Source organism: Longimicrobium sp. (assembly GCF_036399935.1).
GTDB lineage: Bacteria > Gemmatimonadota > Gemmatimonadetes > Longimicrobiales > Longimicrobiaceae > Longimicrobium.
Window position 1 is genome coordinate 1 of record NZ_DASWMD010000019.1, and the last position, 21,370, is coordinate 21,370.

General features: G+C 68.8%; 36 protein-coding genes and 1 pseudogene. 34 read left to right on the top strand and 3 right to left on the bottom strand.

All coding sequences use genetic code 11. The features are described from left to right. The 32 genes and pseudogenes from tuf to VGB24_RS06940 all read left to right on the top strand — a co-directional run. Positions 1 to 141, top strand: a pseudogene (gene tuf / locus VGB24_RS06785) (elongation factor Tu); the annotation flags it as partial. 103 nt (positions 142 to 244) lie between these two features. After that, positions 245 to 553 carry a 30S ribosomal protein S10 gene (rpsJ, locus tag VGB24_RS06790; protein ID WP_331022403.1) on the top strand — a complete coding sequence of 103 codons (309 nt, stop codon included), beginning with the start codon at positions 245 to 247 and terminating at the stop codon, positions 551 to 553. A gap of 10 nt (positions 554 to 563) precedes the next feature. Continuing rightward, complete coding sequence (gene rplC / locus VGB24_RS06795; protein WP_331022404.1) at positions 564 to 1,181, top strand: 50S ribosomal protein L3; 618 nt, start codon at positions 564 to 566, stop codon at positions 1,179 to 1,181. 16 nt (positions 1,182 to 1,197) lie between these two features. Continuing rightward, positions 1,198 to 1,842: a 50S ribosomal protein L4 gene (gene rplD, locus VGB24_RS06800; RefSeq protein WP_331072202.1), complete on the top strand. Its 645-nt coding sequence runs from the start codon at positions 1,198 to 1,200 to the stop codon at positions 1,840 to 1,842. After that, a complete protein-coding gene (gene rplW / locus VGB24_RS06805; RefSeq protein ID WP_331022406.1) occupies positions 1,835 to 2,125 on the top strand; it encodes a 50S ribosomal protein L23 in 291 nt (96 codons plus the stop codon). Before rplD ends, rplW begins: the two co-directional genes overlap by 8 nt. A gap of 1 nt (position 2,126) precedes the next feature. Beyond that, the gene (gene rplB / locus VGB24_RS06810) at positions 2,127 to 2,969 is read left to right on the top strand and encodes a 50S ribosomal protein L2 (protein WP_331022407.1); all 843 of its coding nucleotides are present in this window, start codon (positions 2,127 to 2,129) and stop codon (positions 2,967 to 2,969) included. Positions 2,970 to 3,154: 185 nt separating this feature from the next. Then, positions 3,155 to 3,442: a 30S ribosomal protein S19 gene (gene rpsS, locus VGB24_RS06815; RefSeq protein WP_331022408.1), complete on the top strand. Its 288-nt coding sequence runs from the start codon at positions 3,155 to 3,157 to the stop codon at positions 3,440 to 3,442. Between the two features lie 21 nt (positions 3,443 to 3,463). Further along, positions 3,464 to 3,814, top strand: a complete 351-nt coding sequence (gene rplV, locus VGB24_RS06820; protein WP_331022409.1) for a 50S ribosomal protein L22 — start codon at positions 3,464 to 3,466, stop codon at positions 3,812 to 3,814. Between the two features lie 4 nt (positions 3,815 to 3,818). Further along, positions 3,819 to 4,481 carry a 30S ribosomal protein S3 gene (rpsC, locus tag VGB24_RS06825; RefSeq protein ID WP_331022410.1) on the top strand — a complete coding sequence of 221 codons (663 nt, stop codon included), beginning with the start codon at positions 3,819 to 3,821 and terminating at the stop codon, positions 4,479 to 4,481. Between the two features lie 12 nt (positions 4,482 to 4,493). Next, a complete protein-coding gene (gene rplP / locus VGB24_RS06830) occupies positions 4,494 to 4,946 on the top strand; it encodes a 50S ribosomal protein L16 (protein ID WP_331022411.1) in 453 nt (150 codons plus the stop codon). Next, positions 4,943 to 5,143 carry a 50S ribosomal protein L29 gene (gene rpmC / locus VGB24_RS06835; RefSeq protein ID WP_331022412.1) on the top strand — a complete coding sequence of 67 codons (201 nt, stop codon included), beginning with the start codon at positions 4,943 to 4,945 and terminating at the stop codon, positions 5,141 to 5,143. The genes rplP and rpmC overlap by 4 nt, the downstream gene beginning before the upstream one ends. Further along, positions 5,144 to 5,431, top strand: coding sequence for a 30S ribosomal protein S17 (gene rpsQ / locus VGB24_RS06840; protein ID WP_331072203.1), 288 nt, complete (start codon positions 5,144 to 5,146; stop codon positions 5,429 to 5,431). Between the two features lie 19 nt (positions 5,432 to 5,450). Next, positions 5,451 to 5,819, top strand: coding sequence for a 50S ribosomal protein L14 (gene rplN / locus VGB24_RS06845; RefSeq protein WP_331022414.1), 369 nt, complete (start codon positions 5,451 to 5,453; stop codon positions 5,817 to 5,819). 8 nt (positions 5,820 to 5,827) lie between these two features. Further along, entirely contained in the window at positions 5,828 to 6,145 is a 318-nt protein-coding gene (gene rplX, locus VGB24_RS06850; protein WP_331022431.1) for a 50S ribosomal protein L24, read from the top strand. 106 nt (positions 6,146 to 6,251) lie between these two features. After that, the gene (gene rplE, locus VGB24_RS06855; RefSeq protein WP_331022415.1) at positions 6,252 to 6,836 is read left to right on the top strand and encodes a 50S ribosomal protein L5; all 585 of its coding nucleotides are present in this window, start codon (positions 6,252 to 6,254) and stop codon (positions 6,834 to 6,836) included. Positions 6,837 to 6,849: 13 nt separating this feature from the next. Then, complete coding sequence (locus VGB24_RS06860) at positions 6,850 to 7,035, top strand: type Z 30S ribosomal protein S14 (protein WP_331072204.1); 186 nt, start codon at positions 6,850 to 6,852, stop codon at positions 7,033 to 7,035. A 182-nt stretch (positions 7,036 to 7,217) separates the two neighbouring features. Next, positions 7,218 to 7,610, top strand: coding sequence for a 30S ribosomal protein S8 (rpsH, locus tag VGB24_RS06865; RefSeq protein ID WP_331022417.1), 393 nt, complete (start codon positions 7,218 to 7,220; stop codon positions 7,608 to 7,610). Positions 7,611 to 7,620: 10 nt separating this feature from the next. Beyond that, positions 7,621 to 8,160, top strand: a complete 540-nt coding sequence (rplF, locus tag VGB24_RS06870) for a 50S ribosomal protein L6 (protein ID WP_331072205.1) — start codon at positions 7,621 to 7,623, stop codon at positions 8,158 to 8,160. Positions 8,161 to 8,213: 53 nt separating this feature from the next. Then, complete coding sequence (gene rplR / locus VGB24_RS06875) at positions 8,214 to 8,591, top strand: 50S ribosomal protein L18 (RefSeq protein WP_331072206.1); 378 nt, start codon at positions 8,214 to 8,216, stop codon at positions 8,589 to 8,591. 12 nt (positions 8,592 to 8,603) lie between these two features. Further along, entirely contained in the window at positions 8,604 to 9,329 is a 726-nt protein-coding gene (rpsE, locus tag VGB24_RS06880) for a 30S ribosomal protein S5 (RefSeq protein ID WP_349263898.1), read from the top strand. After that, entirely contained in the window at positions 9,322 to 9,519 is a 198-nt protein-coding gene (rpmD, locus tag VGB24_RS06885) for a 50S ribosomal protein L30 (RefSeq protein ID WP_331072207.1), read from the top strand. The genes rpsE and rpmD overlap by 8 nt, the downstream gene beginning before the upstream one ends. Continuing rightward, positions 9,512 to 9,970, top strand: coding sequence for a 50S ribosomal protein L15 (gene rplO / locus VGB24_RS06890; protein WP_331072208.1), 459 nt, complete (start codon positions 9,512 to 9,514; stop codon positions 9,968 to 9,970). Before rpmD ends, rplO begins: the two co-directional genes overlap by 8 nt. Position 9,971: 1 nt before the next feature. Next, positions 9,972 to 11,297 (top strand): preprotein translocase subunit SecY, encoded by a 1,326-nt coding sequence (gene secY, locus VGB24_RS06895; protein WP_331072209.1) that lies wholly within the window; start codon positions 9,972 to 9,974, stop codon positions 11,295 to 11,297. Positions 11,298 to 11,407: 110 nt separating this feature from the next. Next, positions 11,408 to 12,040: an adenylate kinase gene (locus VGB24_RS06900; RefSeq protein ID WP_331072210.1), complete on the top strand. Its 633-nt coding sequence runs from the start codon at positions 11,408 to 11,410 to the stop codon at positions 12,038 to 12,040. Then, positions 12,037 to 12,786 (top strand): type I methionyl aminopeptidase, encoded by a 750-nt coding sequence (map, locus tag VGB24_RS06905; RefSeq protein WP_331072211.1) that lies wholly within the window; start codon positions 12,037 to 12,039, stop codon positions 12,784 to 12,786. Before VGB24_RS06900 ends, map begins: the two co-directional genes overlap by 4 nt. Positions 12,787 to 12,881: 95 nt before the next feature. Further along, the gene (rpmJ, locus tag VGB24_RS06910) at positions 12,882 to 12,998 is read left to right on the top strand and encodes a 50S ribosomal protein L36 (RefSeq protein ID WP_331022425.1); all 117 of its coding nucleotides are present in this window, start codon (positions 12,882 to 12,884) and stop codon (positions 12,996 to 12,998) included. Positions 12,999 to 13,030: 32 nt separating this feature from the next. Beyond that, positions 13,031 to 13,411: a 30S ribosomal protein S13 gene (gene rpsM, locus VGB24_RS06915; protein WP_331022426.1), complete on the top strand. Its 381-nt coding sequence runs from the start codon at positions 13,031 to 13,033 to the stop codon at positions 13,409 to 13,411. A gap of 158 nt (positions 13,412 to 13,569) precedes the next feature. Continuing rightward, positions 13,570 to 13,962, top strand: coding sequence for a 30S ribosomal protein S11 (rpsK, locus tag VGB24_RS06920; RefSeq protein WP_331022427.1), 393 nt, complete (start codon positions 13,570 to 13,572; stop codon positions 13,960 to 13,962). 117 nt (positions 13,963 to 14,079) lie between these two features. Next, positions 14,080 to 14,718, top strand: coding sequence for a 30S ribosomal protein S4 (gene rpsD, locus VGB24_RS06925; protein ID WP_331022428.1), 639 nt, complete (start codon positions 14,080 to 14,082; stop codon positions 14,716 to 14,718). Between the two features lie 91 nt (positions 14,719 to 14,809). Further along, on the top strand, positions 14,810 to 15,898 hold the full coding sequence (locus VGB24_RS06930; RefSeq protein WP_331072212.1) for a DNA-directed RNA polymerase subunit alpha: 1,089 nt from the start codon (positions 14,810 to 14,812) through the stop codon (positions 15,896 to 15,898). Between the two features lie 6 nt (positions 15,899 to 15,904). Next, positions 15,905 to 16,297 carry a 50S ribosomal protein L17 gene (rplQ, locus tag VGB24_RS06935; protein ID WP_331022430.1) on the top strand — a complete coding sequence of 131 codons (393 nt, stop codon included), beginning with the start codon at positions 15,905 to 15,907 and terminating at the stop codon, positions 16,295 to 16,297. A gap of 438 nt (positions 16,298 to 16,735) precedes the next feature. Beyond that, positions 16,736 to 17,155, top strand: a complete 420-nt coding sequence (locus VGB24_RS06940) for a MaoC family dehydratase (protein ID WP_331072213.1) — start codon at positions 16,736 to 16,738, stop codon at positions 17,153 to 17,155. Positions 17,156 to 17,226: 71 nt separating this feature from the next. On the opposite strand, the gene VGB24_RS06945 is transcribed toward VGB24_RS06940, so the two are convergent. Continuing rightward, positions 17,227 to 17,781, bottom strand: coding sequence for a hypothetical protein (locus VGB24_RS06945; protein WP_331072214.1), 555 nt, complete (start codon positions 17,779 to 17,781; stop codon positions 17,227 to 17,229). A gap of 222 nt (positions 17,782 to 18,003) precedes the next feature. On the opposite strand from VGB24_RS06945, the gene VGB24_RS06950 reads away from it, so the two are divergent. After that, positions 18,004 to 18,714: a peptidase E gene (locus tag VGB24_RS06950; RefSeq protein ID WP_331072215.1), complete on the top strand. Its 711-nt coding sequence runs from the start codon at positions 18,004 to 18,006 to the stop codon at positions 18,712 to 18,714. Positions 18,715 to 19,233: 519 nt separating this feature from the next. Here the strand turns inward: VGB24_RS06950 and VGB24_RS06955 are convergent. Both VGB24_RS06955 and rpmB read right to left on the bottom strand, forming a co-directional pair. Then, the gene (locus VGB24_RS06955) at positions 19,234 to 19,815 is read right to left on the bottom strand and encodes a hypothetical protein (RefSeq protein WP_331072216.1); all 582 of its coding nucleotides are present in this window, start codon (positions 19,813 to 19,815) and stop codon (positions 19,234 to 19,236) included. Positions 19,816 to 20,004: 189 nt separating this feature from the next. Beyond that, the gene (gene rpmB, locus VGB24_RS06960; RefSeq protein WP_170030881.1) at positions 20,005 to 20,196 is read right to left on the bottom strand and encodes a 50S ribosomal protein L28; all 192 of its coding nucleotides are present in this window, start codon (positions 20,194 to 20,196) and stop codon (positions 20,005 to 20,007) included. A 192-nt stretch (positions 20,197 to 20,388) separates the two neighbouring features. Here rpmB and gmd point away from each other — a divergent pair, with 192 nt between their 5' ends. Further along, on the top strand, positions 20,389 to 21,369 hold the full coding sequence (gene gmd / locus VGB24_RS06965; protein ID WP_331072217.1) for a GDP-mannose 4,6-dehydratase: 981 nt from the start codon (positions 20,389 to 20,391) through the stop codon (positions 21,367 to 21,369). Position 21,370 lies beyond the last annotated feature (1 nt).

Consider the following 21,370-nt stretch of genomic DNA (forward strand, 5'->3'; position numbering starts at 1 on the left):
GAGATGGTGATGCCGGGCGACAACGTGCAGATGTCGGTGGAGCTGATCACGCCGATCGCGATGGAGAAGGAGCTTCGCTTCGCCATCCGCGAGGGCGGCCGCACCGTCGGCGCCGGCGTCGTCACCGAAATCCTGGACTGAGCCGGTTGGCGGATGCGCAGCGGGGGCGTCACACGACGCTCCCGCATGCCGTGTTTCCGCACCCCGGGCTGTAACGGAACCGTCAACCGACCTCCAGAAAGATATGGCAGGCAAGATTCGCATCCGGCTGAAGGGCTTCGATCACGCGGTGATCGATCAGACCACGGCCGACATCGTCCGCACGGCGGAGAAGACGGGCGCCCGCATCAGCGGCCCCATCCCGCTCCCCACGCGGATCCAGCGGTGGACCGTCCTGCGGTCGCCGCACGTGGACAAGAAGAGCCGCGAGCAGTTCGAGCTGAAGACGCACAAGCGTGTCATCGACATCCTCGATTCTCGCCCGCAGACCGTCGACGCCCTCACCAAGCTGGACTTGCCGGCTGGGGTGGACGTCGAGATCAAGGTGGACTGAGGAGGACGAGATGTCGGGAATCATCGGACGCAAGCTGGGGATGACCCAGATCTTCGACGAGTCCGGCGCCGTCGTGCCCGTGACCGTCATCGAGGCGGGGCCCTGCCCCGTCGTGCAGGTTCGCACCGACGAGAAGGATGGCTACGCGGCCGTTCAGCTCGGCTTCGGTGCCAAGAAGGCCTCGCGCGCCACCGGCGCCGAGAAGGGCCACGCCAGCAAGGCCGGCCTCGAGGCCGCCCCGGCGGTGCTCAAGGAGTTCCGCTTCGACCAGGCGCCGGCGGTGGGCGAAAGCGTCACCGTCGACGGCTTCGCCCGCGGCATCCGCGTCAAGGTGACGGGCGTCACCAAGGGCCGCGGCTTCCAGGGCGTCGTCAAGCGCCACGGCTTTGGCGGCGGACGCGCCTCGCACGGCGCCACCCGCGTGCACCGCGCCCCCGGCTCGATCGGCGCGGGCACCAACCCGTCCCGCGTGATCAAGGGCAAGCGCATGCCGGGCCACATGGGCAACGCGCAGCAGACCGTGCGCAACCTGCTGGTCGCCAAGATCGACGCCGAGCGCAACCTGCTGTACGTGCGTGGTGCCGTGCCGGGGCCGATCAACGGCGTCGTGTACGTCACCCGCCAGTAAAGGGAGCCCGGATACCATGGCAACTGCACGCTTTTTCAACGCCGCCGGCGAGCCGGGCGAGGCGTTCCAGCTCCCCGAGGAGCTTTTCGACGGCATCGTCAACGAGGCCGTCCTCCACGCGGTGATCAAGGCGCACCTGGCCAACAAGCGCCAGGGCAACGCCAGCACCAAGACGCGCGCCGACGTTTCGGGCGGCAACCGCAAGCCGTGGCGCCAGAAGGGCACCGGCCGGGCCCGCCAGGGCACCATGCGGGCGCCGCACTGGCGCGGCGGCGGCATCGTCTTCGGTCCGCACCCGCGTTCGTACCAGCAGGACGTGCCGCGCAAGGTCAAGGCGCTGGCCCGCCGCTCGGCGTTCAACCAGCGCGCCAACAACGGCGAGATCACGGTCATCAAGCGCTTCGGCTTCGACGCGCCGAAGACCCGCGAGGCGGTGTCGCTGCTGGGCCGCATGGGCGTCGCCGACGCCAAGCGCGTGCTGGTGCTCACGCACGGCAACAGCGAAACGGTGTTCCGCTCGTTCCGCAACCTGCAGAACGTCGAGGTGCTCCCCTTCACCCAGGCGTCGCCGTACGACGTGATGAAGGCGCGCCAGGTGATCATCGAGCAGGGAGCTCTCGAGGCGGCGCGCGGCGCCCAGGAGGAGGTGGCACATGCGTAACGTCAGTCAGATCCTCGTCAAGCCGCTGGTGACCGAAAAGAGCCACCAGCAGCTGGACCAGCACGGGGCGTACAGCTTCGTGGTGGCCAACGACGCCAACAAGGTCGAGATCGCCGGCGCGATCGAGAAGCAGTTCAACGTGAAGGTCAAGGCCGTCCGCACCATGCGCTATGCCGGCAAGGAAAAGCGCATGGGCAAGTTCATGGGCCGCAAGGCCGCCTGGAAGAAGGCCGTGGTCACGCTGGTCGAGGGCGACTCGATCGAGATCTTCGAGGGAGTGTAACATGCCGACCAAGCAGTTCCGGCCCATGACCGCCGGCACGCGCTTTCGCGCCATCAGCGACTTCGCCGAGGTGACCCACCAGGGCCGCCCCGAGAAGAACCTGACCGAAAGCATCACGAAGTCGGGTGGACGCAACCACCACGGCCACGTGACCAGCCGCCGCCGCGGCGGCGGACACAAGCGGATCTACCGGGTGATCGACTTCAAGCGCAACAAGCCCGGCATCCCGGGCAAGGTGGAGCGCATCGAGTACGATCCCAACCGCAGCGCCAACATCGCGCTGGTGATCTACGAGGACGGCGAGCGCCGCTACATCCTGGCCCCCCGCGGGCTCAAGGACGGCGACCGCGTGGAGCAGGGGCCCGGCTCCGACATCCGCGTGGGCAACGCGCTGCCGCTGGCCGAGATCCCGCTGGGCACCACGGTGCACAACGTGGAGCTCCGCGCCGGCAAGGGCGGGCAGATGGCCCGCTCGGCGGGCGCCGGCGTGCAGGTGGTGGCCAAGGAAGGCGAGCACGTGACGCTGCGCATGCCCAGCACCGAGGTGCGTCTGGTGCGCCGCGAGTGCATGGCCACCGTGGGCCAGGTGGGCAACGTCGACCACGAGAAGCAGTCCATCGGCAAGGCGGGCGCCAACCGCTGGCGGGGCAAGCGCCCCAAGGTGCGCGGCGTGGCCATGAACCCCGTCGACCACCCGATGGGCGGCGGCGAGGGCAAGACCTCCGGCGGACGCCCCCCGGTGTCGCCGTGGGGCAAGGGCGAGGGCATCAAGACGCGCAAGCACAAGAAGGCCTCGACCCGTCTGATCGTCCGCGGCCGCAAGCGCGGCCGGGCGACGAAGTAAAGTGCGTTAGTGCGTGAGTGCGTCAGTGCGGGAGTTGATCTTCCGCACTCACGCACCAACGCACTCCCGCACTGCAGTTCACCACCCAGGCGCGTCCACCACTGCGGGACATCCCCGCACGTGGACTCCGCCCCCGGCACAGGCGCCGGGGGAAACGGGACTAAGAGCGAAGAAGGACATCGGAAATGCCGAGGAGTCTGAAGAAGGGGCCCTTCGTAGAGGAGAGCCTCCTGAAGAAGGTCCGCGGGATGAACGAGCGCAGCGAGAAGCGGGTCGTGAAGACCTGGTCGCGCGCCTCGACCATCACCCCGGAATTCATCGGGCACACGCTGGCCGTGCACAACGGCAACAAGTTCATCCCGGTGTACCTCACCGAGAACATGGTCGGGCACAAGCTCGGCGAGTTCGCCCCCACCCGCACCTTCAAGGGGCACGGGGGCAAGCTGGTCGACAAGCGCGCCAAGGCGCGCTAAGCGCGAGAAAGGATCATAAAAATGGAAGCTCGCGCTATCGCCCGCTCCGTGGGGATGAGCCCCCGCAAGATGCGTATGGTTGTGGACCTGATCCGCGGACGCGGTGTAAACGAGGCCTACTCCATCCTGAAGTTCTCGAAGAAGGCGGCCACCACGCCCGTCGAGAAGACCCTGCGCTCCGCGGTGGCCAACGCCACCCAGAAGGCGGAGGCCGCCGGGTCGTTCCTCGACGTGGACGACCTTGTGGTCCGGGAGGTCTACGTCGACGAGGGCCGGACGCTGAAGCGGTTCAGCCCGCGCGCCATGGGGCGCGCGACGCCGATCATGAAGCGAACCAGCCACGTCACGATCATCGTCGACCGCAAGGAGTAACGCCGTGGGACAGAAGACACATCCGAGAGGGTTTCGACTGGGGATCGTGGCGAACTGGAAGTCGCGCTGGTACGCCGAGCGCAACTTCCCGCAGCTGCTGGCCGAGGACGAGACCATCCGCAAGTACCTGCACCAGCGCCTGGGCCACGCCAGCATCTCCGAGGTGGAGATCGAGCGCAAGCCGGGGAAGACCATCGTCACCCTTCACACGGCCCGTCCGGGCGTGGTGATCGGCAAGGGTGGCAGCGAGGTCGACAAGCTCCGTGACGAGCTGTCGCGCCTGTCGCCGGGCAACGAGGTGGCGATCAACGTCGAAGAGGTGAAGCGCCCCGAGGTGGACGCCCAGCTCATCGGCGACAGCATCGCGCACCAGCTGGTCCAGCGCGTCTCGTTCCGCCGCGCCATGAAGCGCGCGGTGCAGAACGCCATGCGCGCCGGTGCCGAGGGCATCAAGGTGCAGCTGGCCGGCCGCCTGAACGGCGCCGAGATCGCGCGCACCGAGGGCTACAAGGAGGGGCGGATTCCGCTCCAGACGCTGCGCGCCGACATCGACTACGCGCAGTCCACCGCCCGCACCACGTACGGCACCATCGGCGTGAAGGTGTGGGTGTTCAAGGGCGAAGTGGTTGAGAACCGGCGCGGCCGGACCTACTCGACCGACGCGTAAGGAGACGTCAAGATGCTCGCTCCCAAGAGAGTCAAGTACCGCAAGCAGATGAAGGGCCGCATGCGTGGCAAGGCCACGCGCGGCAACTACGTGGCGTTCGGCGACTACGGCCTGCAGGCCCTGGAGCCCGGCTGGATCACCAACCGGACCATCGAGGCCGCCCGTATCGCCATGACGCGCCACATCAAGCGCGGCGGCAAGGTGTGGATCCGGATCTTCCCGGCCAAGTCCATCACCAAGAAGCCCCTCGAAGTGCGCATGGGCAAGGGCAAGGGCAACCCCGAGGCGTGGGTGGCCGTGGTCAAGCCCGGGCGCATCATGTTCGAGCTGGAAGGCGTGGCGCCCGAGGTGGCCAAGCGCGCCATGGAGCTGGCCGCGGCCAAGCTCCCGGTGAAGTGCAAGTTCATCGTCCGCGAGAAGACCGCGGCGCCCGTCGAGGCCGCAGCCGAGGGAGGTGAGGCGTGAAGGGTTCCGAGATCCGCGAGCTGACGGTCCAGGAGATCGCCGAGCGCATCGAGCAGCTCCAGGAAGAGCGGTTCCGGCTGCGCTTCCGCTCCGCCACCCAGCAGCTGGAAAACCCCACGCTGCTGCGCACCATTCGCCGCGACATCGCGCGCCTGAAGACGGCGCAGCGCGAGCGTGACCTGAAGGAGGGTCGCTAAATGGCCGAGAACACCCAGGCCGCGGGCCAGCAGGAAGAGCGCGGGCGCCGCAAGACCCGCACCGGCGTCATCGTGTCCGACAAGATGGACAAGACGGTGGTGGTGAAGGTGGAGCGCCGGTACTCGCACCCGCTGTACGGCAAGCAGGTGACGCGCACCAAGAAGTACCACGCGCACGACGAGAACAACGAGTACCACACGGGCGACGTGGTGACCATCACCGAAACGCGCCCCCTGAGCAAGCTGAAGCGCTGGCGCGTTTCGGAGCTCGTCGAGCGGGCCCGCTGAGGACTAGGAGAGCAGAACCATGCTGCAGCAGGAATCCATCGTTCGCATCGCGGACAACTCCGGCGCCAAGAAGGCGCTGGTGATCCGCGTGCTGGGCGGGTCCAAGCGCCGCTACGCCTCGGTCGGTGACCGCATCGTCGTGGCCGTGAAGGACGCGCTCCCCGACGGCACCGTCAAGAAGGGCGACGTCGCCAAGGCGGTCGTCGTGCGGACCACCCGTAACGTCCGCCGCAAGGATGGCTCGTACATCCGGTTCGACGAGAACGCGGCGGTCATCATCAACGACGCGGGCGAGCCCCGCGCCACCCGCATCTTCGGGCCGGTTGCCCGCGAGCTGCGCGACAAGCGCTACATGAAGATCGTGTCGCTGGCCCCGGAGGTGCTCTGATGGCCGGGCTGAAGATCCGCAAGGGCGACACGGTGCAGGTGATCTCGGGCGCCAACAAGGGGAAGCAGGGCACCGTCCTGCGCGTGGAGCCCGAGAAGAACCGCGTGGTCATCGAGGGGCTGAACATGCGCAAGCGCCACATGAAGCCTTCGCAGACCAACCCCGAGGGCGGCATCGTGGAGTTCGAGGCGCCCATCCACGCCAGCAACGTCATGCTGCTGGACCCGGCGAGCGGCGAGCCCACGCGGCTCCGCAGCCAGGCGGGCGAGGACGGCCGGCGCGAGCGCGTGGCGGCCAAGTCGGGCCGCGTGATCCCGCGCGCCTGACCTTGACGGATTGAGGGTCCGCCCGGCACTTCGCCGGGCGGAACACTCGTGACCGCCCTCCCGGCCGCTCGGGCGCGGGGGGATACGGAACGAAAGAAGAACGACAATGGCGAACGAGAAGCCGCGCCTCCAGCGCTACTACGAAGAGTCGGTCCGGCCCAAGCTGCACCAGGACTTCGGGTTCAGCAGCCCCATGCAGATCCCGGGGCTGGAAAAGATCGTGATCAACGTGGGGCTGGGCGAAGCCAGCAAGAACCCCAAGCTGCTCGAGAGCGTCGTGGGCGAGATCGGGCAGATCACCGGCCAGAAGGCCGTGGTCACCCGGGCCAAGAAGGCCATCAGCAACTTCGGCCTGCGCGAGAACCAGCCGGTGGGCGCGTCGGTGACGCTGCGCCGCGACCGGATGTGGGAGTTCCTGGACCGGCTGGTGAACGTGGCCATGCCGCGCATCCGCGACTTCCGCGGGGTGAGCACGCGCTCGTTCGACGGACGGGGCAACTACACCATGGGCGTCAAGGAGCAGCTGATCTTCCCGGAGATCGACTACGACAAGGTCGACCAGGTGCACGGGATGGACATCACCATCGTGACGTCCACCACCAAGGACGACCAGGCGCTGGCGCTGCTGCGCGAGTTGGGGATGCCCTTCCGCGGCGAGAGCCCGGTCATCGTAAACGCCGCCGCGGCCTAACCAGGGAACAGAGATGGCACGCAAGGCCCTGATCGAAAAGACCAACCGCAAGCCCAAGTACGGCGTGCGTGGCTACAACCGGTGCAACCGCTGCGGACGCCCCCGCGCCTTTCTGCGCAAGTTCGGACTGTGCCGCATCTGCTTCCGCGAGCAGGCGCTGCGCGGCGAGATCCCCGGCGTGCGCAAGGCCAGCTGGTAGCACCCCCGGCGGCGCCCGCGGGCGCCAGGCGCAACGGCACACCCGATCGGCCGCTCCCCGCGAGCGGTTGACGGGTGTGCCCGCGTCTGGTTATCGTTAGGGCTTCGCCTTTTTGAAAAACCTCTTTCCTTCAAGTCCGGCGCGCGGAACCGCGCGGCGGATACTAGAGGAGCTGAACGAGCATGCTTACCGATCCGATCGCCGACATGCTCACCCGCATCCGGAACGCGCAGATGGCGCGTCACCGCCGGGTGGACATGCCGGTCTCCAAGCTGAAGGTGGAAGTCGCGCGCCTTCTCAAGGAAAACCACTACATCCACGACTACAAGGTCCTGGACGACGGCCGCTTCGGCCAGCTTCGGCTGTACCTGAAGTACTACCAGGACCGGCCCATCATCCGCGAGCTTCGCCGGGTGAGCAAGCCGGGGCTGCGCAAGTACGTGGGCGTCGAGGAAATCCCCCGGGTCCGCAACGGGCTGGGGATGGCGCTGCTTTCCACCTCGCGCGGCGTGATGACCGATCGCGACGCCCGCGCGGCCAAGGTGGGCGGCGAAGTTCTCGCCTACGTCTGGTAAGGGGGACGACATGTCGCGAATTGGAAGAAGGCCGATCCCCGTCCCCGCGGGCGTGGACGTTACGATCGATGGCAACACCGTGCGCGTGAAGGGCCCCAAGGGCGAGCTTTCGCGCACCCTGCACTCCGACGTGGTCGTGCGCCGGCAGGACGGCGAGATCCTGGTGGAGCGCCCCTCCGACGAGCCGCGCTTCCGGGCGCTGCACGGCCTCAGCCGCACGCTGGTGGCCAACATGATCGACGGGGTGACCACCGGGTTCACCAAGACGCTCGAGATCGTGGGCGTGGGCTACCGCGCCGAGACCAAGCCCTTCGGGCTGACGCTCTCGCTGGGGTACAGCCACCCGATCGAGTACAAGGCCCCCGAGGGCATCACCCTGCGGGCGGCCACCCCCACCGTGGTCGAGGTTTCCGGGACCAACAAGGAAGTGGTGGGGCAGGTCGCGGCCGAGATCCGGTCGCTGCGCCCGCCCGAGCCGTACAAGGGCAAGGGCGTGAAGTACCAGGGCGAGGTGATCCGCCGCAAGGCGGGCAAGGCGGGCGGCAAGTAAGCCGCCCCGCCCCCGAACCGGCGAATCATCGCATAGTCACTTCAGAGGAACCAATGTCTGGAACGAGAAAGGTCAAGACGCGCGAGCAGCGCCGCGACCGCCGCCACCGCCGCGTGCGCGGCAAGGTGAACGGCACCGCCGAGCGCCCGCGTCTCGTGGTGCACCGCTCCCTCAACAACGTCGAGGGACAGGTGGTGGACGACGTGGCCGGCCGCACGCTGGTGGGGCTGAGCACGCTCGACGCCGACCTGCGCGGCAGGCGCGAGGGGATGTCCAAGACGGAAGCCAGCCACGCGGCCGGCAAGGCGCTGGCCGAGAAGGCGCGCGAGGCGGGCGTTACGCACGTGGTGTTCGACCGCGGCGGCTACCTGTACCACGGCCGTGTCAAGGCCTTCGCCGAGGGCGCCCGCGAGGGCGGCCTCGAGTTCTAAGGGAGCAGACGAATGGCTGAGAACAGACAGGGCGGCGGTGGTCCGGGCGGCGGGCGCTCCGGCGGCGGACGCTCGGGCGGCGGCTTCGGCGGCGGCCAGGGCCGCGGCGGGTTCGGCGGCGGCCAGGGCGGCGGCCGCGGTCGCGGCGGTCCGGGCGGCGGCGACGAGCGCGGCGGCCAGGGCGGCGGCGGGCGTGGCGGACGTGGCGGCGGCCAGCGTGACGGCCGCGGCGGCGGGCAGGCCCGCGAGTCGGAGTTCAAGGAAAACGTGGTGCACATCAACCGCGTGGCCAAGGTGGTGAAGGGCGGACGCCGCTTCAGCTTCACCGCGCTGGTGGCGGTGGGCGACCAGGCCGGCAAGATCGGCATCGGCACCGGCAAGGCCAACGAGGTGTCCGAGGCCGTGCGCAAGGCGCTGGAGTCGGCGCGCCGCGCCATGGTCAAGGTGCCCATCCGCGAAGGCACCGTGCCCCACGACATCGTGGGCGAGCACGGCGCCGGCCGGGTGCTCCTTCGCCCCGCGGCCCCCGGCACCGGCGTGATCGCCGGCGGACCGGTGCGCGCGGTGCTGGAATGCGTGGGGGTGCACGACATCCTCACCAAGTCGCTGGGGAGCAACAACCCGTTCAACATGGTGCTCGCCACCCTCGACGCGCTGCAGGGTCTCACCACCCGCGAGCAGCTGGCGATGGAGCGCGGCGTGCCCGTCGAGGCGATCGGAGGCGGCCGTCATGGCTAAGCTCAAGATCACGCAGACCAAGAGCTACTCCGGCGCCCCCGAGGGGCAGCGCCGGACGCTGCGGGCGCTGGGGCTCAGGCACCAGCGCTCGGTGATCCAGGAGGACAACGCCGCGATCCGCGGGATGATCTTTCAGGTCCGGCACCTCGTGAAGGTCGAGGAAACGGACGGGCAGGAGAACAATGGCTGACCTCAGCAACATGCGGCGGCCCGAAGGGTCGCACCGCGATACCAAGCGGCTGGGCCGCGGCACCGGGTCCGGCACCGGCAAGACGGCGGGCAAGGGGCACAAGGGCTCCAAGGCGCGCGCCGGCCACCACGGCCCCGGCGGCGGCAAGCCCGGGTACGAGGGCGGCCAGATGCCCATCCACCGCCAGCAGCCCAAGCGCGGCTTCACCAGCCTGAACCGCGTGGAGTACCAGGTGGTGAACCTGTACCAGCTGGAAACGCTCGAGGGCGAGGGGCCCATCACCCCCGAGACCCTGAAGGACCGCGGCCTGATCGGGCACGCCGGCCGCCCGGTGAAGGTGCTGGGCACGGGCGACCTGACCCGCAAGGTCGAGATTTCGGCCCACAAGTTCAGCCAGTCGGCCCGCGACAAGATCGCGGCGCTGGGGGGAACCGTTCAGGAGATCGGCTGAAATGGCCAACCCCGTAGTTGCCCTGTGGCGCATTCCCGAGGTGAAGAGCAAGATCCTCTTCACCCTGATGTGCCTGCTCATCTACCGGATCGGGGCCCACATCACGGCGCCCTGGATCAACGTGCCTGCCCTGCGTGAGTACGCGGGGCAGCTACAGGGGACCGCCTTCGGCATCTACGACATGTTCGTGGGGGGCGGCCTGTCGCGCGCGACGGTGTTCGCCTTAGGGATCATGCCCTACATCTCCGCCAGCATCATGTTCCAGCTGCTGGCGGCGGTGGTGCCCTCCGTCGAGAAGATGCAGAAGGAGGGCGAGGACGGACGCAAGAAGCTCACGCAGTACACGCGGTACGCCACCGTGGTGCTGGCGATCTTCCAGGCGTACGGGTTCGCGATGTTCATCGAGACCCAGGTGCCGGCGGCCGTCACCAACCCGGGCTTTCCGTTCCGGCTGACGATGATCCTCACGCTCACCACGGGCGCGGTGTTCATCATGTGGCTGGGCGAGCAGATCACCGACCGGGGCATCGGCAACGGCATGAGCCTGCTGATCTTCTTCGGGATCGTGGAGTCGCTGCCGTCGGCGCTGTACGAAACCGGCCGCCTGGTGGGGCTGGGGCAGGTGAACATCTTCGCGATCTTCGTGCTGATCGCCATGATGCTGGCCACCATCGCCGGCACCGTGGCGGTGACCATGGCGGCGCGCAAGATCCCGGTGCAGATCCCGCAGAAGGTGATGGGGCGGGGGCGCATCCGGCAGGGGCAGAAGTCGTTCATCCCGCTGCGGATCAACATGGCGGGAGTGATGCCCATCATCTTCGCGCAGTCGATCATGATCGTGCCGGCCACGCTGCAGCAGTTCACGCAGGCGGAGTGGGCGCGCACGGCGGCGGGGTGGTTCGCGCTCGACACGTGGCCGTACTACCTGGCGTTCACGGTACTGATCGTGTTCTTCACCTACTTCTACACGGCGATCATCTACAACCCCGTGGACATCGCCGAGAACCTGAAGAAGCAGGGCGCGTTCGTGCCGGGGGTAAAGCCGGGTGCGCGCACGGCCGAGTACATCGACTCGGTGATGTCGCGCATCTCGCTGCCCGGGGCGCTGTTCCTGGCCGCCATCGCGCTGATCCCGTCGGCGGTTCTGAGCGCCTTCGGCGTGGCGACGCTCAGCCGCGTGCTGGGCGGCACCGGCCTGCTGATCGTAGTGGGCGTGGCGCTCGACACGGTCCAGCAGATGCAGCAGCACCTGCTGCTGCGCCGCTACGACGGCTTCATGAAGAAGGGCCGCGTGAAGTTCCGCGGGCGGCAGCAGCGGTACATCTAACGGCAAGGTACCAAGTGTCCAAGTGCCAAGTGCCTGGTCGGGGTGACCGGGTACTTGGCACTCGGCACTTGGAACTCGTTCAACGACCGACCCGTACCGGAACCGACCGAATGGATCTCGTTCTCCTGGGCGCCCCGGGCGCCGGCAAGGGCACGCAGGGCGCCCTGCTCGCCGAATCGCTGGGCACGCCCAAGATCGCCACCGGCGACATGCTTCGCGACGCGGTGCGCCAGGGCACTCCGCTGGGGGTGCAGGCCAAGGCCGTGATGGACGCGGGGAAGCTCGTGTCCGACGACATCGTCCTCGGCCTCGTGCGCGAGCGGCTTTCGCGCGGCGACGCGAAGGGCGGCGCCATCTTCGACGGCTATCCGCGCAACGTGGCCCAGGCCCGCGCGCTGGACGGGCTGCTGGAGGACCTGGGACGCGGCATCGACGCCGTGGTGTACCTGGAGGTGGACGACGACGCCATCGTGCGGCGGATGAGCGGCCGCCGCACCGACCCGGAAACGGGGGTGGTGTACCACGTGGACCACAACCCTCCGCCGGCCGACGTGGCCGACCGGGTGGTGCAGCGCGACGACGACCGCGAGGAGACGGTGCGCCACCGGCTGGAGGTGTACCGCGAGAACACGGCCCCGCTGGTGGAGCACTACCGCGAGGCCGGGGTTCCCGTCCACACCCTCGACGGGTCGCGCGCCATCGACGCGGTGCAGGCCGACGTCCTGGGGGTGCTGGGGCGGTGATCCACCTCAAGTCGGCGGCGGAGATCGACACCATCGCCCGCGCGGGGGCCATCCTGGCCGACCTGTGGCGGGCGATTCCCGCCCGGGTCGCGCCCGGGGTGAGCACGGGGGAGCTGGACCGCTGGGCGGAGTCGTTCATCCGCTCGCACCCGGGGGCCGAACCGGCCTTCAAGGGGCTGTACGGCTTTCCCGCCACGCTGTGCATCTCGGTGAACCACGAGGTGGTGCATGGCATCCCGTCGTCGCGGCGGGTGCTGCGCGAGGGCGACATCGTGAGCGTGGACTGCGGGGTGAAGCTCGAGGGGTTCTACGCCGACGCGGCGGTCACCCTTCCGGTGGGGCCCATCGCCGATCCGGTGGCGGAGCTGCTGGAGCTCACGCAACTGGCGCTGGCGCGGGGAATCGCCGAGGCGCGCCCGGGCCGCCGCCTGGGCGACGTGGGCGCGGCCATCCAGGAAGTGGCCGACGGGGCGGGGTACGGGGTGGTGCGCGAGCTGGTGGGCCACGGCGTGGGCCGCCAGCCGCACGAGGAGCCGCAGGTGCCCAACTTCGGCGTGCGGGGCAAGGGCCTCAAGCTGCTGGAGGGGATGGTGCTGGCCATCGAGCCCATGTTCAACCTGGGCACGGCCACGGTGCGCACGCTGTCGGACCGGTGGACCGTGGTGACGGCCGACCGCAAGGCGTCGGCGCACTTCGAGCACACCGTGGCGGTGACGGCCGACGGGCCGCGGATCCTCACGGCGTAGGACAGTACCAAAGTACCTCTCGGGCTTGCGGAATTGCGCATATACAGTTACGTTCTCAGGCTTACGTTCTTTCAGGATACACAGGCGAGGCGAACATGAAGGTCCGCGCGAGCGTGAAGCCGATCTGCGAGCACTGCAAGGTGATCAAGCGGCGGGGCGTCATCCGCATCATCTGCAAGAAGAACCCGCGGCACAAGCAGCGCCAGGGCTAATCCCAGACTCGGCCAGACAGGAGAACAGCAGGATGGCTCGTATCGCAGGCGTCGATCTGCCGCGTGAAAAGCGCGTCGAGATCGGCCTTACGTACATCTTCGGGATCGGCCGCGCCACGTCGCGCCGCATCCTGGGCGAGGCGGGGATCAACCCCGACACGCGCGTGCACGCCCTCAACGACGAGGACGTGAACAAGCTGCGCCGCATCATCGACGCGAACATTCGCGTGGAAGGTGCGCTGCGCTCGGAAGTTTCGCGGAACATCAAGCGCCTGATGGACATCGGCTCGTATCGCGGGCTTCGGCACCGCCGCGGGCTGCCGGTTCGCGGGCAGCGCACGCACACCAACGCGCGCACCAAGAAGGGTCCGCGCCGGGCCATCGCCGGCAAGAAGAAGCCGGGCAAGAAGTAATCGTGCAGCGCCCGGCCTTCGTGCCGGGCGCCGCGCGTTCGCTTCACGGATGATCGGCCTGGGCGGCGCGCCCGGGCCGATGACCACTCCGCCGGACGTGCCGGCGGGGAGACGTACCGGAGGCGCGGTAGGCCGCGCACCCCAAACAGGAATTCCGAATGGCCAAGCCGAAGACCGCGGGGCGCCCCAAGACCAAGCGCCACGTCGAGAGCGAGGGCGTCGCCCACATCAAGGCGACGTTCAACAACACCATCGTGAGCATCACCGACATGGCCGGCAACTCGGTCGTGTGGGGAAGTGCCGGCAAGGCGGGCTTCAAGGGCTCCAAGAAGAGCACCCCGTTCGCCGCGACCGTGGCCGCCGAGCAGGCGGCTCGCGAGGCGCTGCAGCTGGGCGTGAAGCGCGTGCACGTGCACGTGCAGGGCCCCGGCAGCGGGCGCGAGTCGGCCATCCAGGCGCTTGCCGCCTCGGGGCTGGGCATCCGCAGCATCCGCGACGTGACGCCCATTCCGCACAACGGCTGCCGGCCGCCCAAGAAGCGCCGCGTCTGATCCAGCGGTACCATGCCCGGCGCCTGGCGCCGGGCATGTGCGGGACCTAGGCGTAAACCCTCGCGACCGTCGGGGGGACGAAGCCGCGAAACACACAACCGAAACGGTTACTGATCCATGGCCCGTTACACCGGACCCTCGTGCAGGCTTTGCCGCCGCGAGGGGCAGAAGCTGTTCCTGAAGGGCACCAAGTGCTTCACCGACAAGTGCCCCGTCGAGCGCCGCCCCTACGCCCCCGGCCAGCACGGCCAGTCGGGCGGCGGACGCCGCAAGAAGACCTCCGAGTACGCCCACCAGCTGCGTGAAAAGCAGAAGGTGAAGCGCATTTACGGGATGGCCGAGAAGCCGTTCCGCAACATGTTCGAGAAGGCCGCCCACCAGACGGGCATCACCGGCGAGAACCTGCTGGTGGCCCTGGAGAGCCGTCTGGACAACGTGGTGTACCGCATGGGCTTCGGCAGCACCCGCAAGGAGGCCCGGCAGCTCATCCGTCACGGCCACGTGCAGGTGAACGGCGGAAAGCTGGACGTTCCGAGCGCCCAGGTGCACCCGGGCGACGAGGTTCGCATCGCGCCGAAGAGCAAGGACATCCTGCCCGTGCAGGCGTCGCTGGCTTCGAAGACCAAGCCCAGCAACGTGGGCTGGCTGGCGGTGGACGAGGGCTCGCGCACCGGCCGCATGCTGACCCGCCCCACGCGCGCGGACATTCCGCTCGCGGTGCAGGAGCAGCTCATCGTCGAGCTCTACAGCAAGTAAGCCGAGGGACCTGGCCCGTGTGGCGGAGCGCAGATCGCGCTTCCGCCGCCCGGGTTTTCCCGCATCCTGCCCACACTGGGAGGGGACCATAGTGGAACTCGATATTACCGGCCTGCAGATGCCGAACACGCCCGAGCAGCCTCGGGTGGGACAGATCGTTCTTCGCCCGCTGGAGCGCGGCTTCGGCCACACGCTGGGCAACACCATCCGCCGCATCCTGCTTTCGAGCCTTCGGGGCTCGGCGGTGTGGGCGTTCCGCGCCGACGGCGTGCTCCACGAGCACCAGACGGTGCCGGGGGTGGTCGAGGACGTGCACGAGATCATCCGCAACCTGAAGTCGCTGGTGCTGCGGATGGACGAGGGCGCCGACGAGGCCGTGCTGGAGCTGCGGGCCAACAAGGCGGGGCGGGTGACGGCGCGAAACATCACCGGCCATCCGTCGGTGGACGTCATCAACCTGGACCACCACATCCTGGAGCTGCAGGACGACCGCGACCTGCGCTTCGAGCTGTACGTGAACAAGGGCCGGGGCTACGTGCCGGCCGAGGCTCACCCCATTCCGCGCGGCATGCCGGCGGACCTGGTGCGGGTGGACGCCATCTACAACCCGGTGACGCGCGCCAACTTCGTCGTCGAGGAGACGCGCGTGGGCCAGCGCACCGACTTCGACCGGCTGGTGCTGGAAGTGGAGACCAACGGCGCCATCGACGTGCCGTCGGCGGTGCAGTACTCCGCCCGCCTGGCCATCGAGCACCTGGCGTTCCTGGCCGGCGGCTCGCCCGAGTGGCGCGCCGACCGCACCTGGGGCGACACCGGCGGCGCCGGGTTCGCCGTCCCGGCGGGGCGCGCGCCCATTCCGCCGCGCCTGCAGGAGCTGCTGAACCGTCCCATCGAGGACCTGGCGGAGCTTTCCGTCCGCAGCCGCAACTCGCTGCAGAAGGAGAACATCCACACGGTCCGCGACCTGGTGCAGCGGACAGAGCAGCAGATGCTTTCCATCGACAACTTCGGCAAGAAGTCGCTGCAGGAGATCAGCGACTTCCTGGCGGGCCACGGCCTGCGCTTCGGCAGCTCGCTGGAGCAGGACGACGCGGGGACGCTCTGGTGGGTGGTTCGCGACGAGGCCAACGACAACGAGCAGATCGGGGGCGCCGACGCCGGCCCCGCCGGGGAGCTGTAGAGGAAGATGAGACACGGAAAGAAGGGCCGCGCGCTCGGCCGCACGACGGAGCACAAGGAGGCGCTGCTTCGGAACATGGCGATGAGCCTGTTCCGTCACGGCCGCATCGAGACGACCACCGCCAAGGCCAAGGAGCTTCGCCCGTTCGCGGAGAAGCTGATCACCCTGGCCAAGCGCGGCGATCTGCACAGCAAGCGCCTGGCGGCGCGGCACATCCAGGACCGCGACGTCCTGGTGCGCCTGTTCGACCAGATCGGCCCGGTGTTCTCGGAGCGTGCGGGTGGCTACACCCGCATCCTCAAGACGGGTTCGCGCAAGGGCGACGGTGCCGAGACGGCGCTGATCGAGCTGGTGACGCGCCCCGAGGCCGCGGTGACCGCGGCGGCTGCCGCGAAGTAACCTCGCGTCCGTCCGCTTTGGATTCGAGCCCCGCGCTTCCCCCATGGGAGGCGCGGGGCTCGGCTCTTATTCTGGTCCGCGCTTGCGAGCCTGTCATCCTGAGGCCCAGGCGCACCATACCGTCCCACGGCACATCCGGCGCGGGCCGAAGGATCCAGCCGCGGATGCATCTCAGCCCGGGCGCGGCAGCGACACGAGGGCCAGAGACGCACCCGTCCGGCGCTTCGGCAGCCTTGGGGCGCATCCCGCACGGGCGAATGAATTCGCTGCAACGACTACACGAAGTCCGCCTTCGCGCCGCCTTCGCGGACTGGCTTGCTTTTGTGTGGCCTCTGTCGGGTGGCGCGTCCGCGGTGCGTTGATTCCGCTCGTCTCACGGGGTATCATCAGGGCGCGGCCGTGGGCCGCGTGGGATTCTCTCTCCGCTGGGATCGGCGCATGTATTCTGACGAGGTGGTGGTGGGGCAGACGGCGGAGTTCCGGAAGACGGTGACGGAAACGGACGTGGTGCTGTTCGCGGGGATCACCGGCGACCTCAATCCCGCGCACATCGACGAGGTGGCGGCGTCGGCGAGCCGGTTCGGGGGGCGCATCGCGCATGGGATGCTGTCCGCCAGCTTCATCTCTACCGTGCTGGGAACGCGGCTTCCCGGGCCGGGCACCATCTACCTGGAGCAGTCGCTTCGCTTTACGGCGCCCGTGCGCATCGGCGACACGGTGACGGCGCGGGTGGAGGTGGCCGAGCTGCTGCCCAAGCGGCGCGCGCGGCTTACGACCACCGTCCTGAACCAGAAGGGCGAAGCGGTGGTGGAGGGCGAGGCCCTGGTGATGGTTCCCGCGCGCCCCGCCGCCGGCTGATCCGCCGCTCCCGGAACGAGAAGCGCCCCCGTCCTGGCGACGGGGGCGCTTTTTCCGGACTTCCACCCGGGTCAGCGGTTGGCCTTAGCCCGGGCGGCGCTGAACGCGGGAGAGAGGTTGAACTCGACCGCGCCGGCGTAGTCGGCCCGGAACGCCACGTCCACGACCACTTCGCTTCCGGCAATCGGCCTGTCGAACTCGTCCAGCTCCACCGCCCGGAACCGCGCCGTGCCGTCGACGTTGTTGGCCGTCACGTCGCGCAGGTTCATGGTGCCGCTGGTCGCCACGAAGAACCGCCCCCTGACCTCGATATGGGCGACGACCCCGTTGTCGTACTCCAGGTCGACGTTGTTGCGGATGGAGATGGAGCCTTCGTGTGCGAACTCGTCGTCGGTGTGATGGAACACGACTTCCGCGCCCTCCTCGAAGTCGTTCAGCACGATCAGGTCGTGGTAATCCCCGATCGAGCTGCCCGAGTAGGCCTCGCCGCGCAGGCTGGCGCGCGCGTCGCCCGACACGTCGCCCTCGAACTCACCTGGCCTCACGTCCTCGACGCTCGTCGAGCTGCGGTCGCACGCTGCAAGTGCCAAGGCGCAGAGGAGCGCCGGGATCTTCAGCAGTTTCATCGATCTCTTCTCCACCACGCGGGCGCCCGAGCTCGCGTGAAAGGGCCGGCTGCCCCCGCGCCCGCTCGGGCTGTCGGGTGCCGAAAAGTGCAACGGCGATGCCGCCCCGCGGGCCACTGCTTTCGCCCGGGTGGCGGAGGCGTATCTTGTCGTCTTCGCCATACTGTTTCCGACATTATCCGGTGATCCGCGCCGGCCGCACCTGCTACTCTCCATCCATCGATGCCGCTTCTCACTCAGGGCCAGATCGTCGCGTTCGGCGGCGGCGGGTTTGCCATGGAGCCCGACAATCCGCTGCTGGACGACTACGTGCTGGGGCTGTGCCGGCGCTCGCGGCCGCGCGTGTGCCTGATCCCCACGGCCAGCGGCGATTCGGCCGCGTGGATCGACCGGTTCTATTCCCTCTTCGACCACAGACGCTGCGAGCCGTCGCACCTGGCGTTGTTCAGCCGCGGGGTGGACGACCTGTATGCGTTCCTTTCAGAGCAGGACGTGCTGTACGTGGGCGGGGGAAACACGGTCAACCTGCTGGCGGTGTGGCGCGCGCAGGGATTGGCCGAGGTGCTGCCACGGGTGCTGGCGAACGGAACGATCGCGTGCGGGGTGAGCGCGGGCGGGTTGTGCTGGTTCGAGCGAGGGATTACCGACTCCTACGGCCCCGGGCTGAACCCGCTGACGAATGGATTGGGGTTTCTGCCGGGCAGCTTTTGCCCTCACTACGACAGCGACCCGCGCCGGCCGGACGCGTTCCGGTCGTTCGTCCGCGAGAGTGGACATCCGGGGCTCGCCGCGGAGGACGGCGTGGGGCTGCACTACGTCGACGGTGTGCTGACGAAGATCGTCTCCTCCCGGCCCGCGGCGCGCGCCTGGAGGTTCGAGCCGCGGGGCGGGGTGGTGGAGGTGGGGGAGATCGTGCCGGAGTACCTCGGATAGCGAGGTCCCGTCGCGGTAAATCAGCCGAGCACCCTCCAGTCCGGAGCGCCCAAGAGCGGGTGAACCCGCCGCTCGGAAAGCGGTAAGCCCCGACACGGCGCCGCTGTCGCGTCACCGTTCGGGGCTTCAACCGCACGCACGCCGAACCTGCCGGAGCGCGGTCGAATTCTCCCCTCTCCGCATGCGCAGCATGCGGGGAGGGGCCGGGGGAGGGGCCACCCGGGGACTGCGCCGGATCGTCCGACGTGCACGGGACCTCGCCTGCCTTGCCCGGACAAACACCGCGGTCGAGGCCTCTGCACGGGTGACCGCTGCCGCGCCCGGGCTGAGATGCATCCGCGGTCAGATCCTTCGGCCCGCGACGGATGTGCCGTGGGACGGTGCGGTGCGCCTGGGCCTCAGGATGACAAGCTATGGCGCAGCAAGGACTTGGACGCGTCAGCGTCTGGTTTGTACCCCTCTCCCACGCTGTTTGTGGGAGAGGGGGGCACGCGTGTCAGCGCGGCCGGGTGAGGGCCCCTACTCCGGCAACTCGACCAGCGCGATGTCGAAGGTGCCGCTGGTCATCTCCAGCACGGGCTGCTGGCCGGGTGCCGCCGGGCTGTAGCAGTGCAGCGTCCCCGAGAACTTCCCGCGTACGCGATCGGCCGCGCTCGACGTCACCTCCACGTTCCCCGCCACCGAGACGCACACCCACGTGGGCATCCCTCCCGTGGACGTTCCCACGCTGAACGTTACGCCCGCGCAGTGGTCGCCCTCGCACGCGGCGCCCGCCGAATACGTGCCCACGCCCGAGGCGGGGAAGTAGACGGACACCTGGTCGTACGCGCCGCCGGAACGCGGGACGATGCCGAACGCCAGCACCTGGCCGGGATCTTCGCTCCGCGTGCCCGCCGCCCACTGGTGGTCCACGCCGCCCGTGGGAAGGGGCGCGCCCTTCGCCTGGAAGGTGCCCGCGAGGGTGCTGTTGGCGCTGGTGTAGGTGAAGCGTACTTCGCCCGCGGCGGGGTTTTCGCCGGGGCCGGACGGGGTTTCGCCGCAGGCCGCGGCAAAGGAAACGAGCAGGGCCGCGAACACGGCCGGGATCTTCGAGAGGTTCATGGTCGGGTGTGCCGCACCAGGGTCATGGGTGCGCCGCGGCCCTGGTGCCCCGGCGCACCGCAAAGCTGCGCGCGAGCCGCGGGCGGCGCATGGGAAACCTGACCCGGTAGGAAAGCAGGACGGCCGCGCACCCAAAAGATGCGCGGCCGTCCTGGTACTGCGTCCTGCGGTGTGGCCTGCCGAAAGCCCTCAGCCCGCCTTGCGGATCTTGCCAGCCGAGATGCAGCTCGTGCAGACGCGGACACGCTTGTGCGTGCCGTTGTCGGTCACGATCCGGGCAGGCTGGAGGTTGGGACGCCACACACGCTTGGTCTTGTTGTTCGCGTGGCTGACGTTGTTCCCGCTGCGCGGGCCCTTTCCGCAGACGGCGCAAAAAGCCATCGGAAGTCTCCTGTAGCCGTACCTTGGTTCCAAACAGTGCGAAGCCGGGAAAGATAGGGCACCCGGGGTGTTTGGTCAACCCGTGCCCGCCGTCCGCTTACGTTGACTCGGATGGCGCCCGGATGTAGCTTTCCGGGCTGCCCGCCGACTCTGGCCGCGCGGGCACGCGGACTCATTCGCCACCCATGGGACATGAAGACAGCGCTGATCACCGGCATCACCGGCCAGGACGGAAGCTACCTCGCCGAGCTGCTGCTGGAGAAGGGATACAAGGTTTACGGGCTGGTGCGCCGCAGTTCCACGGTCACCTTCGAACGCATCCAGCACATCCAGGACCGCCTGGAGATGCTGTCGGGCGACCTGACCGACCAGAACTCGCTGTTCTACGCCCTGGAGGAAAGCCGCCCCGACGAGGTGTACAACCTGGCCGCGCAGTCGTTCGTGCAGACCTCGTGGACGCAGCCCGTGCTGACCGGCGACGTCACGGGGCTGGGCGTCACGCGCATGCTGGAGGCCATCCGCATCTTCGACCGCGAGCGCCGCATCCGCTTCTACCAGGCGTCGTCGTCGGAGATGTTCGGCAAGGTGCAGGCGGTGCCGCAGGACGAGAACACGCACTTCTACCCGCGCTCGCCGTACGGCGTGGCCAAGGTGTACGGTCACTGGGCCACGGTGAACTACCGCGAAAGCTACGGCATGTACGCCGTCAGCGGCATCCTGTTCAACCACGAGTCGCCCCGCCGCGGGCTGGAGTTCGTCACCCGCAAGGTGACGGACGGGGCCGCGCGCATCAAGCTGGGGCTGGCCACCGAGCTCCGCCTGGGCAACCTGGACGCGCAGCGCGACTGGGGCTTCGCCGGCGACTACGTGCGGGCCATGCACCTGATGCTTCAGCCCGACCAGCCCGACGACTACGTGGTGGCCACGGGCGAGACGCACACCGTGCAGCGCCTGGTGGAGCTGGCCTTCGGCGCGGTGGGGCTGGACTGGCGCGAGCACGTGTCGCTGGACCCCCGCTTCATGCGCCCGGCCGAGGTGGACCTGCTGGTGGGCGATCCGTCCAAGGCGAAGCGCGAACTGGGATGGGAGCCCGAGGTGGGCTTCGAGGCGCTGGTGACCATGATGGTGGACGCCGACCTGGAGCGCCATCGCGGCGCCGCGTCCACCGGCTGAT